Origin of the sequence: Mumia flava (genome assembly GCF_002797495.1) — a bacterium.
GTDB lineage: Bacteria > Actinomycetota > Actinomycetes > Propionibacteriales > Nocardioidaceae > Mumia > Mumia flava.
Genome location: NZ_PGEZ01000002.1, coordinates 1097180 through 1112288, shown reverse-complemented (window position 1 = coordinate 1112288; position 15109 = coordinate 1097180). Strand labels below are relative to the sequence as shown.

Genomic DNA, 15109 nt, shown 5'->3' with positions numbered 1-15109 from the left:
CGTGGGAACCAGCTCACCGCCGGGCGGGGGTGGTGAGTGGGTTCCCACGGGCTCGCGCTGCGTGGGAACCCACTCACCGCCAGCCCGGGACCGGACGGCGGGCGCAGGGGCCGCGGTCGTACGCAGCCCTCAGTCGTCGGTGACGGTGAGGGTGACCTCGATGTTGCCGCGGGTCGCGTTCGAGTACGGGCAGACCTGGTGGGCCTGCTCGGTCAGCTGCTCGGCGGTGGCGCGGTCGAGGTTCGGCAGGGCGACCTCGAGCTCGACGGCGAGTCCGAACCCGCCCTCGCCGTTCTGGCCGATCGAGACCCGCGCGCCGACGGTCGAGTCGGACACGTCGGCCTTGGTGGCGCGGGCGACGCTGCGCAGTGCTGAGTGGAAGCATGCGGCGTAGCCGACCGCGAAGAGCTGCTCCGGGTTCGTCCCGTCGCCGCTCCCGCCCATCTCCTTGGGGATCGCGAGGTCGACCTCGACGCGGCCGTCGGAGGAGCGGCCGGAGCCGTTGCGTCCGTCGCCGGTGGCGAGTGCTTCAGCGGTGTAGAGGGGGGTCATGCGCTGTCCTTCCGTCGATGGGGATCGTGTCGGTTCTCGTCCAGAGAGTCCGCGAGTCGGCGAACCGCATCGCGCAGGTCTGCCGACTCGTCGAGGCTCAGGCCGGTGGCGAGGTACGCCTGGCGCGGAACGTCGCGCGCCCGCTGCTCCAGGGCCCGACCGTCGTCGGTCAGCACGACGTCCACGACCCGCTCGTCGGAGGCCGACCGCTCACGGCGGACCAGCCCGGCCGACTCCAGTCGCTTGAGGAGCGGGGAGAGGGTGCCGCTGTCGAGTCGCAGGCGTTCGCCCAGGTCCCCGACACTGAGGCGCTCCTGCTCCCACACCACGAGCATCACGAGGTACTGCGGGTAGGTGATGCCGAGCTCGGCGAGCAGCGGACGGTACGACGCGGTCATCGCGCGGGACGCGGAGTAGAGCGCGAAGCACAGCTGCTGGTCGAGTGTCGGCATGGCCACGCGGTAAGTATTGCGCGCAATTCAGTTGTGCACAACTCATTGCGTCCAGGCCTGCACCCCATGGCCTCGAGGTGGAGAACAGGGGAAGGGTTTCCGGCATCGCGAGATCGCATTAGTATCTGCGTATGCACGCAGATACTAAGGAAGTCCAGGTCGGGATCGACAGCCCGTACGTGGATCTCGCCGCCGAGGTCTTCACGCTGCTCGCGGACCCGACGCGGATCCGGATCATCTTGGTGCTGCGCTCAGGCGAGTCCTCGGTGGGCAACCTGGCCGAGACGGTGGGGAAGTCGCCGGCGGCGGTCTCCCAGCACCTCGCGAAGCTGCGGTGGGGGCGGATCGTGCGTGCGCGCCAGGAGGGGAACCGTGTGTACTACTCGCTCGTCGACGAGCACGCTCGGACGCTCGTCACCCAGGCCGTCTTCCAGGCCGAGCACGCGGTCGACGAGCAGCCCGCGCACCATGCCCCGTCCGCACGTGGAGCGTGACGTGGACGCCACCCGCCACGCGCACAGCCACGGGCACGGTCACGCGCACAGCCACGGGCACAGTCACGCCCACGGCGTCCGGGCATGGCTGAAGGGCGTGTTCGTCCCGCACTCGCACGACGTCTCCGACTCGATCGACGACGCCCTCCAGGCCAGCCGAGCGGGTATCCGCGCGGTGAAGGTCAGCCTCGTCCTTCTCGGCCTGACCGCCGCGGCTCAGCTCGTGATCGTCGTCGTGAGTGGATCGGTTGCGCTGCTCGCCGACACGATCCACAACGTCTCCGACGCACTCACGGCGATTCCGCTCTGGATCGCCTTCGTGCTCGCCCGGCGCCCGGCATCGCCGCGCTACCCGTACGGGTTCGGACGTGCGGAGGACCTGGCCGGCCTGTTCGTCGTCGCGATGATCGCACTGTCCGCACTGGTGGCCGGCGTCGAGTCCGTCCGGCGCCTCGCGGACCCCCAACCGCTCGAGCACCTCGGGTGGGTGGCAGCAGCCGGTGTCGTGGGGTTCGCCGGCAACGAAGCCGTCGCGGTGCTCCGCATCCGTGTGGGGCGGCGCATCGGCTCGGCGGCGCTGGTCGCCGACGGCGTGCATGCACGGGCGGACGGGTTCACGTCGCTCGCGGTGGTGATCGGCGCCGGCGGCGTCTGGGCCGGCTTTCCTCTCGCCGACCCGATCGTCGGGCTCGTCATCACAGCCGCCATCGTCGTCCTGCTCGCCGGAACCGCACGCGATGTCGGCCGTCGCCTGCTCGACGGCGTCGACCCCGGCCTGGTCGCGCAGGTCGAGCAGGCCCTCGTCGAGGTCCCGGACGTCGAGCGCACGACCGACGTCCGGTTGCGGTGGTCCGGGCACCGTCTGCTGGTTCAGGTGAGCGTCGCGGTCTCTCCGGGCACCAGCGTGGCGGCAGCTGACGCCATCGCCGGTCGCGCAGCCGCTGCCGTACGGAGGGCTCTGCCCAGTGCCGGGCGCGTCGACATCACCACGACTCCGTCGGCCGCCGCCTGACGGGTTTGTCGGGCAAGTGCAGAATGTCCCGGTGGACCTCCTGATCGAGCCGGCCAACTTCGACGACCCCCAGCTGGCCGCCTTCCTCCAGCAGCACCTCGACGACATGGAGCCGACCGCTCCGCCGGAGAGCCGACATGCGCTCGACCTCGACGCGCTGCGCGCTCCGAACGTACGGATGTGGGTCGTACGCGAGGGCGAGGTGATCCGCGGGACCGGCGCGATCGTCGAGCTCGAGCCGGGCCACGAGGAGATCAAGAGCATGCGCACCGACCCCTCCGTACGGGGTGAGGGCCTCGCCCGCCGCATGCTCACCTGGATGCTCTACGACGCACGGGACCGCGGCGTCGAACGCGTCTCGCTGGAGACGGGGAGCATGGAGTACTTCGCACCGGCCCGGGCGCTGTACGCGTCCGCGGGGTTCACCGAGTGCGCGCCGTTCGGGGCCTACCGCGAGGACCCGAACAGCACCTTCATGACCCTGACGCTCTGACCTGCACGGCCTGACGCAGGCTGATGCGAATCGACGATGCATCCGGACCGTGAGGTGGTCCGGATGCATCGTCGTTCGTCAGAGGTCAGTCCTTGATCTCGCAGACGACCGCGCCCGCGGCGAGGGTCTCGCCCGGCGTCGCGTTCAGTCCGGTCACCGTGCCGGCCTTGTGCGCGTTCAGGGGCTGCTCCATCTTCATCGCCTCGATCACGACGATCAGCTCGCCCTCGGCGACGGTCTGACCGTCCTCGACCACGGTCTTGACGATCGTGCCCTGCATCGGGGAGACGAGCGCGTCGCCGCCGGCCGCAGCACCGCCGCCGGCCTTCTTGCCGCGCTTCGGCTTCTTCGCGCCGCCCGCTGCGGCCGCGGCGCCGATCGCGCCCATCCCCGCGGGCAGCACGACCTCGAGCCGCTTGCCGCCGACCTCGACCGTGACGGACTCACGCTCACCGGCCTCGGGCGCGTCCGCCGGCACCGCCTCGTACGGCGCGATGTCGTTGTCGAAGTCGGTCTCGATCCACGTCGTGTAGACGCCGAACGTGCCGCCGGCCGCGTTGTACGCGGGGTCGTCGAGCACGCGGCGGTGGAACGGGATCACGGTCGGCATGCCGTCGATCACGAACTCGTCCAGCGCGCGACGCGAGCGCTCGATCGCCTGCTCGCGGGTCGCGCCGGTGACGATCAACTTCGCGATCAGCGAGTCGAACGAGCCCGGGACCGTCTCACCCTCGACGTAGCCGGAGTCCATCCGCACGCCTGGGCCCGACGGCGGCTCGAACCGCGCGAGCGTCCCCGGCGCCGGGAGGAAGTTGCGGCCCGCGTCCTCGGCGTTGATCCGGAACTCGATCGAGTGTCCGCGGATCTCCGGGTCGTCGTACCCCAGCTCCTCGCCGGCGGCGATCCGGAACATCTCGCGGACGAGGTCGCGCCCGGTGACCTCCTCGGAGACCGGGTGCTCGACCTGCAGGCGGGTGTTGACCTCGAGGAACGAGATCGTGCCGTCGGTGCCGACGAGGAACTCGCACGTGCCCGCGCCGACGTAGCCGGCCTCGCGCAGGATCGCCTTCGACGAGGAGTAGAGGCGCTCGAGCTGGTCGTCGGTGAGGAACGGCGCGGGCGCCTCCTCGACGAGCTTCTGGTGACGGCGCTGCAGCGAGCAGTCGCGGGTCGAGACGACCACGACGTTGCCGTGAGAGTCGGCCAGGCACTGTGTCTCGACGTGCCGCGGCTTGTCGAGGAACTTCTCGACGAGGCACTCGCCCCGACCGAAGGCGGTGACCGCCTCACGGACCGCGGAGTCGAACTGCTCGGGGATCTCCTCCAGCGTGCGGGCGACCTTCAGGCCGCGGCCGCCCCCGCCGAAGACAGCCTTGATGGCGACCGGAAGGCCGTGCTCCTCCGCGAACGCGATGATCTCGTCCGCGTCGGCGACCGGGTCCTTGGTGCCCGGCGCCAAGGGCGCGTCGGCCCGCTCGGCGATGTGCTTGGCCTTGGCCTTGTCGCCCAGGGCCTCGATCGCGGCCGGCGGGGGGCCGATCCAGATCAGGCCGGCGTCGATCACGGCCTGGGCGAAGTCGGCGTTCTCGGCGAGGAATCCGTACCCGGGGTGGACCGAGTCGGCGCCGCTGCGCTTCGCGAGCTCGACGATCTTCTCGATCGACAGGTACGTCTCCGCCGGCGTCACGCCGCCGAGCGCGTACGCCTCGTCGGCCAGCTTGACGAACAGCGCGTCACGGTCGGCGTCGGCGTACACCGCGACGCTGCCGATGCCGGCGTCCTTGCACGCGCGCACCACCCGGACCGCGATCTCGCCGCGGTTCGCGACCAGCACCTTCTGCAGAGGGGTGACGGTGGGTCCAGTCATGCGATGGGGCTCCTGTGGTTGTGTGGCGAAGTCGGTGGTCGGTGGGCCCGGTCGGCCCGGGAGTCAGCGGGCGAGCGCCGAACGGTGCCAGCCGTCCGGGCCGTGACGGTGCGGCGGGCGTACGGCGAGGGCCGGGTCGCCCCACGCGGAGCGGCGCTTCGGGCGGGTGTTCGCCGCGGCCGCTGCTGCGGCTGCGGCCGCGCGGGCGCTCACGACCGCGACCAGCGCCGCGGTCTCCTCCGGCGTCGGGTCGCCCTTGACGATGCGAAGGAGGGGTGTGGTGGGGTCTCGATCGCTCGCTTCGCTCGCGCCTCGACCGACGGGGGTGGGGTCGTCGCTCGCGCCTCGACCGACGGGGGTGGGGTCGTCGCTCGCGCCTCGACCGACGGGGGTGGGGTCGGCGCTCACAGCGGGATGTTCCCGTGCTTCTTGGGCGGCAGCGTCTCGCGCTTGGTGCGCAGCAGCCGCAGGCCGCGGACGATCTCGGCGCGGGTCTCGTGCGGCTGGACCACCTGGTCGATGTAGCCGCGCTCGGCCGCGATGTAGGGGTTGGCGAGCGTCTGCTCGTACTCGTCGATCAGCTCGATCCGCTTGCTGTCCGGATCGTCGGCCGCGGCGAGGGTCTTGCGGTGCAGGATGTTGACCGCGCCCTGCGCTCCCATCACCGCGATCTGCGCGGTCGGCCACGCAATGTTGAGGTCGGCGCCGAGGTGCTTGGACCCCATCACGTCGTACGCTCCGCCGTACGCCTTGCGCGTGATCACCGTGAGCAGCGGGACGGTGGCCTCGGCGTAGGCGTAGATCAGCTTCGCGCCGCGGCGGATGATGCCGTTCCACTCCTGGTCGGTGCCCGGCAGGAAGCCCGGGACGTCGACGAACGTGAGCACCGGGATGTTGAAGGCGTCGCAGGTCCGGACGAACCGCGCTGCCTTCTCCGAGGCGTCGATGTCGAGCGTGCCCGCGAACTGCATCGGCTGGTTCGCGACCACGCCGACGCTGCGGCCCTCGACGCGGCCGTACCCGATCAGGATGTTCGGGGCGAACAGCGGCTGGACCTCGAGGAAGTCTTCGTCGTCCAGCACCGACTCGATCACGGTGTGCATGTCGTACGGCTGGTTCGGGGAGTCCGGGATCAGCGTGTCCAGCGCGAGGTCGACGTCGCTGAGCTCGAGGTCCGCCGGGTCCTCGAAGGACGGCGCATCCTCCATGTTGTTCTGCGGGAGGAACGACAGCAGCGCCTTGACGTACTCGATCGCGTCGTCCTCGTCGGAGGCCATGTAGTGCGCGTTGCCCGACTTCGTGTTGTGGGCGCGGGCGCCGCCGAGCTCCTCCATCGAGACGTCCTCGCCGGTGACGGTCTTGATGACGTCGGGGCCGGTGATGAACATGTTGGAGGTGCCGTCGACCATGATCGTGAAGTCGGTGACGGCGGGGGAGTAGACGTGGCCGCCGGCGCAGGAGCCCATGATCATGCTGATCTGCGGGATCACGCCGGACGCGTGCACGTTGCGCTTGAAGATCTCGCCGTAGAGGCCGAGCGAGACCACACCCTCCTGGATCCGCGCGCCGGCGCCCTCGTTGATGCCGATGATCGGCGAGCCGGTCTTGATCGCGAGGTCCATGATCTTCGTGATCTTCTCGCCGTAGACCTCGCCGAGGCTGCCGCCGAAGACCGTGAAGTCCTGGGAGAACACGCACACCTGGCGGCCGTCGACCGTGCCGTAGCCGGTCACGACGCCGTCGCCGTACGGGCGGTTCTTCTCCAGGCCGAAGGCCGTGCTGCGGTGCCGGGCGAGCTCGTCGACCTCGACGAACGAGCCCTCGTCGAAGAGCAGCTCGATCCGCTCGCGCGCGGTCTTCTTGCCGCGTGCGTGCTGCTTCTCGACCGCACGGGCCGAGCCCGCGTGCACGGCCTGGTCGAGGCGGCGGTCGAGGTCGGCGAGCTTGCCCGCCGTGGTGTGCGTGTCGATCTGCTCCGGTTCGGGTGCCGCTTCTGCGCTCAAGGAATCCGTCCGCTCATCGATTGAAACTCAGTTGCAGTTGATGATACTAAGACTCACGCACGTGCTTGTCCATGCCGGCCCGAGGAGACCCGTGAGCACTCGACAGGCGATCGCCGACGCGGCGTTCCGGCTGTTCGGCAGCCAGGGCTACGACTCCACCAGTGTGGACGACATCGCGGCGGCCGCGGGAGTCAGCCGCAGCACCTTCTTCCGCTCGTACGGGTCGAAGGAGGCGGTGATCTTCCCCGACCACGAGACGCTGCTGTCCCGCGTCGAGCACCGTCTGGAGGCGTCCAGCGAGGCCTCGGCGATCGCGGCAGTCTCCGACGCCGTCCGGATCGTGCTGTTCCACTACGTCGCGGAGGGGGAGCGGGCCCGTGAGCGCTACCGGTTGACCACGACCGTCCCGGCGCTGCGCGAGCGCGAGCTGGTCAGCACCGCCCGCTACCAACAGCTGTTCCGCCGCTACATCAGTCGGTGGAGCGACGGCTCGGAGACCTCGGAGCTGCGTGCGGAGCTGATGGCGGCTGCGGTGGTCGCTGCCCACAACCGTGCGCTGCGGCGCTGGCTGCGGCGCGAGACCACCGATCCGCAGGTCGCGATCGACAGCGCGCTGGCCGAGGTGAACCGGATCTTCGAGCCGCCCGGTGACGGTACGAGCGCGTCCGCCGCGCTGGTCGTCGTACGCGAGGGCGAGTCGCCGGCCGCGGTCGAGGCAGCCGTGTCTCGTGCGCTCGCGGCGTGGTCGACCGGGCCGAACGGCGCCGGGCGGACCTGAGCCGCGCGGGCGGACCGCAGGCGTCAGGCGGATGCGGGCAGCAGGGACGGCGTCCGGCGCAGCAGCCAGGCGAGGGCCGCCGTCGTCAGCAGGAGCCCGACGGCGAGCAGCTCGACGCCCGGCCACCCTGCGCCCGACCACGACCGGCCGGCAGCGCTGCCGAAGACCGACGAGCCGACGTAGTAGGCGAACAGGTACAGCGACGCGGCCTGCCCGGCCGACACACCGCCCGCGTGCGCCCGGGCCGGGACCCATCCGCTGGCCACCCCGTGGACCGCGAAGAACCCTGCGGTCAGCAGCGCGACGCCGACGATCACGCCGGGCAGTGTCGGGATCTCGGTCAGCAGCACGCCGCCGATCGCGATCGCGCAACCGAGCGGGAGCACCGTGCGCCGCCCGAGGCGGTCGGCGAGCCGGCCGAACGTGGTCGAGCTGATCGTGCCCAGCGGGTAGACGAGGAAGACGAGGCTGGCGGCGGCGAGCCCGAGACCGAACGGCGCTTCCGTGAGCCGGAACCCGAGTGTGTTGAACACGGCGACCAGCGCGCCGACCGAGCACGCGCCCACGCCGTACAGCGCGAGCAGCGCGGGATCGGTCACCGCGCGGCGCGTCGTCGTCGCGAGGTGCCGCCACCCGGCCGGCGAGGGTTCGAAGCCGCGCGAGGCGGGCAGGAGGGCGGCGACGGTCGCCGCGCAGGCGAGCGCCACCAGCGCGATCGTGGCGAGCCCCCACCGCCAGCCGAACGCCTCCGCGACCGATCCGGTGACCAGCCGCCCGGCCATCCCGCCGATCGCGGTCCCGCCGACGTACAGGCCGGCCGCGCGGGCGTGGCTGCCGGGATGGAGCTCTTCACGGAGGTACGCGGTGGCGACCGCGGGAAGGCCGGCCAGTGCGACTCCTTCGGCGAGCCGCAGCAGGAGCAGCGCGTGCCAGGTCGGTGCGAGCGCGCAGGCGGCGGCGATGATCGCGGAGGCGGTCAGCGACAGGTGGATCAGGCGGGTCCGGCCGACGCGGTCCGACAGCGGCCCGGCGACGAGCAGGGCCGCCGCGAGCCCGAGGGTGGTCAGCGACAGCGAGAGCGTGCTCTGGGCGGAGGAGACTCCGAAGTCGGCGGCGAGCTCGGGAAGCAGCGCCTGCGTGCTGTAGATCAGCGCGAACGTCGCCAGCCCAGCGGCGAACAACGACACCGAGACCCGGCGGTACGCACGGCTGCCGGGCCGGTGGCCCCGCTCGCCGTCGGGTCCGCACTCGCCCCCGGTGATCGCGTCGCTGCTCACCCGGTCCACTCTGCGCCGCGCCTGTCGATACGGCAAATGTCGCAAGAGTGCCCTATCCATGCGATATCCGTATGATCACTCCCATGCAGATCCGCGACCTGGCCGGCGTGATCGCCGTGGCCGAGCACGGCGGTGTGACCGATGCGGCGGCCGCTCTGGGCATCACGCAGCCGACGATGTCGCGATCGCTCGGCCGGGTGGAGACGGAGCTCGGCGTCCGGCTGTTCGAGCGCGTGCCGAGCGGTGTCGTCCTGAACCCGGACGGCGAGCTCGCCCTCGCCGCGGCCCGCGAGCTCGTCGAGCGGTACGAGCGGCTCCGCGCCGACCTCGCCGAACGCCTCGACCCCGACAGCGGCGTGGTGCGCCTCGCGTTCCTCGACTCGATGGCGACCTCGCTCGTCCCGCGCCTGCTCCGCGACTTCCACCAGGCCGCGCCGCGCGCCCGGATCGAGCTGCGTCAGGAGCCGGGTCACGAGATCGTCCGCGACCTCGGATCCGGTGCCGCCGAGCTCGCGGTCACCTCGCTGCGCCCGGCCGGGGCGTTCGGCTGGATCGGTCTCCAGGAGGAGCGCCTGGTCCTGGTGGTGGCGCCGTCGCACCGTCTCGCCGGCCGCCGCCGCGTCTCGCTCGTCGACCTCGCCGGCGAGGACCTCGTGACGACCCCGGTCGGGTTCGGCTACCGCCGGTTGGTCGACTCGTTGTTCGGCGCTGCCGGGGTCGTGCCGCAGGTCGCCTTCGAGAGCGCCGACCTGGCGACGATCGAGGGCCTGGTCGCGGCCGGGCTCGGCGTCGCGCTGCTGCCGGAGACGCTGGCCGGCGTCTCCGGCACGGCCGGGATCACGCTCGCGGCGCGCGGGGCCCGCCGCTCGATCGGGCTGACCTGGCGGACCGACGTCGCGCTCGCGCCGGCGGCGGCACGGTTCTGCGCGTTCGTCGAGCGCTGGGCGGCCGACGGCGGTTCCTGAGGCGGCCGGCCCCACCCGTACGCGCCGAGCTCAGCTGCGTGATGCGCGCCGCGCCAGCACGACCACGGCGACGACCGCGGCGAGCAGCAGAGCCACGACCACGCCGAGCGCGACGACCAGCCAGGACGGCACGGTCGAACCGTCCGACGCCGCGGCCGCGTCGCCGTCCGACCCGCTGTCGGCGCCGTCGTCCGACGTGCCGCCCGCGCCGGTCGTCGGGGGAGCGCCGACGCCGGTCGAGGTGTCCAGCCCGTCCACCTCGGCGTACTCCGGAGCGCCGTCACCGGCGGTGCCGTAGGTCTGCAGCGTCAGGGTGTACGGGATGGTGACGCCGTCGTCGACGTTCGTGGACATGTTGACCTCGACGTAGCGGACGCCGGCCCGAGCGCCGTCGCGCGCCGAGAACTCCGCGCGGTTGCGGTAGCGGACCACGGGTGTCGTCGCACCCGTGCGGTAGGTCTTCACCTCCTCGCCGAACAGCTGGGTGAACCCGTCGCGCCACCACTCCGGCTCGTTCTCGATCCGCAGCGTCGAGATCGTCGGCGTGCGATCGGGGTCGAAGACGTCGACGCTGATCCCGGAGGCGATGCCGGTCGCGTCCCACTGCCGCTCGGTCAGCGGGCCGAGGTCGAGCTGCGCCTGGAGCTGCTGCCCCCAGTCCACGGGGATCGCGAACACCTGCGTCTCGCCGCCGAGCACCTCGCCCGCGTACGACCCGGGCTCGACCACGGGGGCGTTCGAGAGCGAGTCTCCCGGGACCACGCTGGACGGGGCTTCCTCGGGCTCGATCGCCGTCCAGCGCACCGACTCGGTCGCGGGCGGGAGGTCGTCGTACGCGCCCTCGACCAACGGCGGCTCCTCCGAGACGAGCAGCTCGAACGGCTCGCCATCGAGATCGTCGCTCGCGACCAGGCGCTTGAGCGACGCGTACAGGACGGACCCGTCGGCGCACGGGTCCGCGCTGGGGGTCGCGCTGGGGGTCGCGGTCGGGTCGGACGGCGTCTCCTGGGTGCTCGGGGTCTGCTCGCGCGCCTCCTCCCAGGAGCTCGTCGACACCGACACGAGCGGACGTGCCCCGAAGAGGTTCGTCTTGATGCTGCGAGAGGAGGACCCGCACCGGTTGCCCTCCTCGTCGGACAGGTCGAGCCCGAGGCTCGCGACCAGAGCTCCGTCGGGTGAGCGGGTGGTCGCGGACACGTACACGGTGGTGCCCGGCTGCGTGCGCTCGATCCGGTAGTGGAGCATCTCGCCGGCGGGGTCGAAGGTGTCGACGTACCGCCCGCCGGTCACGGTGGGCGCGTCGATCGCCTCGGTCGCCCCGTCGACCGGGGTGCCGGTGAACCGGAACGGACGGAACGCGCGCGTCGAGGTCACCTCGAGCCGCTTCGTCAGGTCCGCGGCGCCGTCGGCGTCGTAGTACGACCCGTTGCCGGCGTCGGCGATGCAGCGCAGCTGCTTGCGGGTCCGCCTGTCGACCGACAGCCCGACCACGTCGACGCGCATGTCGATGCCGTCCTTCGCCAGACCACGGGCGATCTTGCACGGGTCGGGTGCGCAGGTGGACTCGCCGTCGGAGACCAGGACGATCGTGCGCTTCCCCTCGGACCCGAGGTCGACGGCCGCCTGTTCGAGCGCGTACCCGATCGGGGTCTCGCCCAGCGGCTCGTACGCGTCGACGGCCGCCCGCAGCTGGTCGCGGTTGTCGGTCCCGGGCGCCACCACCTCCTGGGAGTCGGTGCACGCGCCCCTGCCGGAGTCGACGGTCGCGCCGTAGACCCGCATGCCGACCGTCGCGTCCGCGGGCAGCGTGTCCACCACGTGGTCGAGCGCCGTGCGGGCCGCGTCGATCTTCGTCCCGCCGCCGCGCGCCGGCTCGGCCATCGAGCCCGACGAGTCCAGCACGAGCTGCATCCGCTGGTCGGCGGCGCCGTCGGTCGCTCCGGGAGTCTCGTCCGCGGCGGCGGGTGCGACGACCCAGGCCGGACCGGCGACGAGGACGGTGGAGCTGGCGGTCAGGGACAGGGCGGTGCGCACGAACCGGGGGAGGGGCGACACGACGGCGACTCCTTCTGCTCCGCGGGGCCTGCCGGCCGCCGGCCCGAGTGCACGGAGCCGCGCCCCACCGTACGAGACCGCGAGGTCAGGTCGGCGCGTGGGCCGCGGACCTGTCGGGGAGCGCGGAGCGCGTCAGGTCGGTTCCGCGGCGCGGTCCTGATCGGCGGGCGGCCCCTCGCGCAGGTCGCGCCGGTGGCCGAGCCGTTCGAGCCACTCGACCAGGACCCGGTGCATCGCGTCGGCCCCGACGACCATCTCCTCCGGCGCCTCGAACCCGGCGGGGTGCACCAGGACCGCTCGGTCCTGCCATCCGCCGAGCCCGCCGTGGCAGCCGACCAGCCCTTCGAACGCGGCGACCTCGCCGAGGTCGTCCAGCAGGCTGTTGACGTACAGGTCGGGGGCCTGCGGCATCCGTGCCGCTCGCAGCACGAACCCGGGAGCGTGCGGACCGAAGGGAGCCAGCGGATCCGTTCCGTGGACGGTCCCCGACACGAGGTGGTGCTCCCCGTCGGCCCCGATCACCACCGGCCCGTCCTCACGCGAGTCGACGACCACGAACGCGACCCCGGGGTGGGCGGCGAGCCCGGGCACCAGGTCCGGGAACCACTGGTCGAGCTCCTCCCGCACGATCCGTCGCGGCTGGTCCGCGACGTAGACGAGACCGAGGTTGCCGGAGCCGAACACCACGAACCCGTCGTGGGTGCCGGGGTCGTGGTCCGTCGGGGAGTCCGCTGCGGCCTCGGGCTCCTCCTCGACGCTGGCGGCGATCCGGTCGGAGGTCCGCTGCAGCGCGCGACCGAGCACGCTGTCGTCGCTGCTCGATCCGGCGACCACGGAGTTCAGCGAGCTGACGCCCTCGTGGCTCTCCGCCGTCCCCGACGTCTCCGTCCCGGCGAGGCGTGCGACCAGCGCCGCCAGGTCCTCGCCGTAGCGGTCGGCGAACACCTCGCCCTGCGACTGGCCGTGGTCGGACAGCACGACGAGGTGGTACGGGCGCGGCGTCACCTCGCAGATCTGCTCGAGCTGCGCGAGCACCGCGTCGATGTCGACCAGGGCCGCCAGCGACTCCGGACGGAGGATCCCGGCGTGGTGCGCGATCGCGTCGTAGTCCACGTAGTCCACGTAGATCGCGCGCCGGCCCTTCAGCATCGAGTCGGCGACGAGGGCGGTGTTCAGGTCACGCATCACACCGGTGAGCCCGGCCCGTTCGACGGTGAAGCTCCACCCGCGGTGCACCCGCGGTCGGATGTCGCGGCGAACCGCCTGCGACGCCTGGAACCACTCCCGCACCACCTCGGTGAGGACACGCGGGATGCCGCGGGCCATGCCGGCCGGGCTGGCGAGGTAGCGCGACAGGGCGAGCCGGGTCTCCCGGGTCTCCTGGGTCCGCTCGATCGCGCTCATCGTCGCGTACGCCGTCGGGGCGTCGCCGGTGAACAGGTTGCTGACCGACACCCCGTCGTCGGCGAGCAGCCCGCGGCCGTTGCTGTGCCGGGCCTCGATCACGGCCGCGTCGGCCGGCTTGTTCGCGACGTACGTCCGTCCCTCGGCCCGCTCGATCCACCGGAAGGCCGGGATGCCGTCGATCGTGCCGTGCAGGATGCCCATCTGGCTGGCAGGCGTCGTCGCCGGGAGCTTCGGGCGCCACTCCGCCATCACGTACTCGCCGCTGCGGATCCAGCGCGACAGCGTCGGGAGGGTGCCGCCGCGCACGGCCGACTCGAGCACCGGGTAGGGAAAGCCGTCGATCTGGACGAAGACGATGCCGGCGACCTCGGGGTCGTCGACGGTCACCGGGCGTCGCCGTGCTCGCCGCAGGACCGACGCGGTCACGGCGTCGGAGGTGCCCGCGGTGGCCAGGTAGACCAGCAGCGTGGAGACGGCCGCGACGATCCACGAGGCGAGCAGCGCACCGAGCAGGCTGACCGAGTCGCCGTCGGTCGGGTCGTAGGTGGCGGCCATGATGATGATCGCCTGCCCGAACAGCCCGACCAGGGCGGCACCGAACCAGCCCATCAGCACCGCGAGCCAGACGAGGACCGGCCGGAGGACGACGCCCCAGACGAACACGAGCACGGCGACCAGGAACACGTTGTCCGGCAGGGTGAAGTCCGGGACGATCCAGGTGGCGATCTCGAGGCCGGCGGCCGCCCCGAGCAGAGCCAGGGCGGCGCGTCCGAGGTCGCCCCACGTCGGTGCGAAGCGTCGCCGTCGCGGTCTCGGCCGGGGCGGTTCGGTCGACATGTCGGAACCCTACTGCGCGCGGACGGCGCGCGTACGGTACTCGCGCGCAGTCGTTCTCTACCGTGTGGACGTGGATCTCCTGCGGTTCGCGATCGTGCTCGCCGTGCTGACGGCGGTCACGGTCGTGGTGATGACCCGGGCCGGCGTGAGGCTGCGCGCGGACGCCGTCGTCGCGACGCTGCGTGCGATCGCGCAGCTCAGCCTGATCTCGTTGGTCATCGCGTGGGCCTTCCGGCACCCGGCGGCCGCAGGCGCTCTGCTGGTGGTGATGCTGGCTGCTGCCGCGTGGACGTCGACGCGGCGCATCGCCCTCGGGTCGGCGGTCTATCCGGTGGTCCTCGGCGCGATCGCGGCCGGCTCGGCGGTCACCGTCGCGCTCGTCGTCGCGTTCGACGTCCTGCCCGGCGGGCCCGAGCTGGTGGTGCCGTACGCCGCACAGGTGATCGGTGGCGCCATGGTCGCCTCGTCCCTGGCCGGGCAGCGGCTGCGCGACGACGTGGCCGATCGGTGGGGCGAGATCGAGGCCGGGGTGTCGTTGGGGCTGATGCCGCGGCAGGCGGTCGCCGAGTTCGGCCCACGTGCGGTGGCGCGGGCGCTGACGCCGGGTCTGGACCAGACGCGCGCGGCCGGCGTCGTGACGCTTCCCGGTGCGTACGTCGGGCTGCTGCTCGGCGGTGCGTCGCCGTACGAGGCCGCGCTCGTCCAGACCCTCGTGCTCGTCGGGCTGCTGGCGGCGCAGAGCATCGCCGCGTCGACCACGGTGCTCGGGCTCGCGGGTCCGCTCGGGCGGCAGCGCCCTGCGTACGCGCCGGGCTGACGCCCGGCTGTCTGTGGGCGCCGCCGGTCCGAGGACGCGCCGGTCTCGCATCGTGGGACCCCCGGTTACGCGCGATTACGACACCGTTTCGGGTCTCGCA

At 72.3% G+C, this 15109-nt stretch carries 14 protein-coding genes; 6 read left to right on the top strand and 8 right to left on the bottom strand.

Annotation, left to right across the window (positions count from 1 at the left end; all coding sequences use genetic code 11):
• Window positions 1-129 precede the first annotated feature (129 nt).
• Window positions 130-552 (bottom strand): organic hydroperoxide resistance protein, encoded by a 423-nt coding sequence (locus tag CLV56_RS19155; protein WP_039364920.1) that lies wholly within the window; start codon window positions 550-552, stop codon window positions 130-132.
• Window positions 549-1004: a MarR family winged helix-turn-helix transcriptional regulator gene (locus CLV56_RS19150; protein ID WP_100415458.1), complete on the bottom strand. Its 456-nt coding sequence runs from the start codon at window positions 1002-1004 to the stop codon at window positions 549-551. Before CLV56_RS19150 ends, CLV56_RS19155 begins: the two co-directional genes overlap by 4 nt.
• A gap of 131 nt (window positions 1005-1135) precedes the next feature.
• On the opposite strand from CLV56_RS19150, the gene CLV56_RS19145 reads away from it, so the two are divergent.
• The 3 genes from CLV56_RS19145 to CLV56_RS19135 are packed head-to-tail and all read left to right on the top strand — an operon-like array spanning window position 1136 to window position 3003.
• Window positions 1136-1498, top strand: a complete 363-nt coding sequence (locus CLV56_RS19145) for an ArsR/SmtB family transcription factor (protein ID WP_039364982.1) — start codon at window positions 1136-1138, stop codon at window positions 1496-1498.
• 1 nt (window position 1499) lies between these two features.
• Window positions 1500-2510, top strand: a complete 1011-nt coding sequence (locus CLV56_RS19140; RefSeq protein WP_245857994.1) for a cation diffusion facilitator family transporter — start codon at window positions 1500-1502, stop codon at window positions 2508-2510.
• A 31-nt stretch (window positions 2511-2541) separates the two neighbouring features.
• On the top strand, window positions 2542-3003 hold the full coding sequence (locus CLV56_RS19135) for a GNAT family N-acetyltransferase (protein ID WP_039364985.1): 462 nt from the start codon (window positions 2542-2544) through the stop codon (window positions 3001-3003).
• 85 nt (window positions 3004-3088) lie between these two features.
• Here the strand turns inward: CLV56_RS19135 and CLV56_RS19130 are convergent, their stop codons facing one another.
• The 3 genes from CLV56_RS19130 to CLV56_RS19120 form a co-directional block, all read right to left on the bottom strand.
• Window positions 3089-4870 carry an acetyl/propionyl/methylcrotonyl-CoA carboxylase subunit alpha gene (locus tag CLV56_RS19130; protein WP_039364988.1) on the bottom strand — a complete coding sequence of 594 codons (1782 nt, stop codon included), beginning with the start codon at window positions 4868-4870 and terminating at the stop codon, window positions 3089-3091.
• Window positions 4871-4933: 63 nt separating this feature from the next.
• Window positions 4934-5278 carry an acyl-CoA carboxylase subunit epsilon gene (locus CLV56_RS20885; protein ID WP_170224827.1) on the bottom strand — a complete coding sequence of 115 codons (345 nt, stop codon included), beginning with the start codon at window positions 5276-5278 and terminating at the stop codon, window positions 4934-4936.
• Complete coding sequence (locus CLV56_RS19120; protein ID WP_100415456.1) at window positions 5275-6873, bottom strand: acyl-CoA carboxylase subunit beta; 1599 nt, start codon at window positions 6871-6873, stop codon at window positions 5275-5277. The genes CLV56_RS20885 and CLV56_RS19120 overlap by 4 nt, the downstream gene beginning before the upstream one ends.
• 91 nt (window positions 6874-6964) lie before the next feature.
• Between CLV56_RS19120 and CLV56_RS19115 the strand changes: the two genes are divergently transcribed.
• Complete coding sequence (locus tag CLV56_RS19115; protein ID WP_245857993.1) at window positions 6965-7651, top strand: TetR/AcrR family transcriptional regulator; 687 nt, start codon at window positions 6965-6967, stop codon at window positions 7649-7651.
• A gap of 23 nt (window positions 7652-7674) precedes the next feature.
• Here the strand turns inward: CLV56_RS19115 and CLV56_RS19110 are convergent, their stop codons facing one another.
• Window positions 7675-8928, bottom strand: coding sequence for an MFS transporter (locus CLV56_RS19110; protein WP_245857992.1), 1254 nt, complete (start codon window positions 8926-8928; stop codon window positions 7675-7677).
• Between the two features lie 83 nt (window positions 8929-9011).
• Here CLV56_RS19110 and CLV56_RS19105 point away from each other — a divergent pair, with 83 nt between their 5' ends.
• Window positions 9012-9893, top strand: a complete 882-nt coding sequence (locus tag CLV56_RS19105) for a LysR family transcriptional regulator (RefSeq protein ID WP_039364992.1) — start codon at window positions 9012-9014, stop codon at window positions 9891-9893.
• A gap of 30 nt (window positions 9894-9923) precedes the next feature.
• Here CLV56_RS19105 and CLV56_RS19100 read toward each other — a convergent pair whose 3' ends face one another.
• Together CLV56_RS19100 and CLV56_RS19095 are read right to left on the bottom strand one after the other, a co-directional pair.
• Entirely contained in the window at window positions 9924-11948 is a 2025-nt protein-coding gene (locus CLV56_RS19100; protein ID WP_100415453.1) for a vWA domain-containing protein, read from the bottom strand.
• 132 nt (window positions 11949-12080) lie between these two features.
• On the bottom strand, window positions 12081-14192 hold the full coding sequence (locus CLV56_RS19095) for an alkaline phosphatase family protein (RefSeq protein WP_100415452.1): 2112 nt from the start codon (window positions 14190-14192) through the stop codon (window positions 12081-12083).
• 70 nt (window positions 14193-14262) lie between these two features.
• Here CLV56_RS19095 and CLV56_RS19090 point away from each other — a divergent pair, with 70 nt between their 5' ends.
• Complete coding sequence (locus tag CLV56_RS19090; protein WP_157805228.1) at window positions 14263-15009, top strand: ABC transporter permease; 747 nt, start codon at window positions 14263-14265, stop codon at window positions 15007-15009.
• Window positions 15010-15109: the final 100 nt, after the last annotated feature.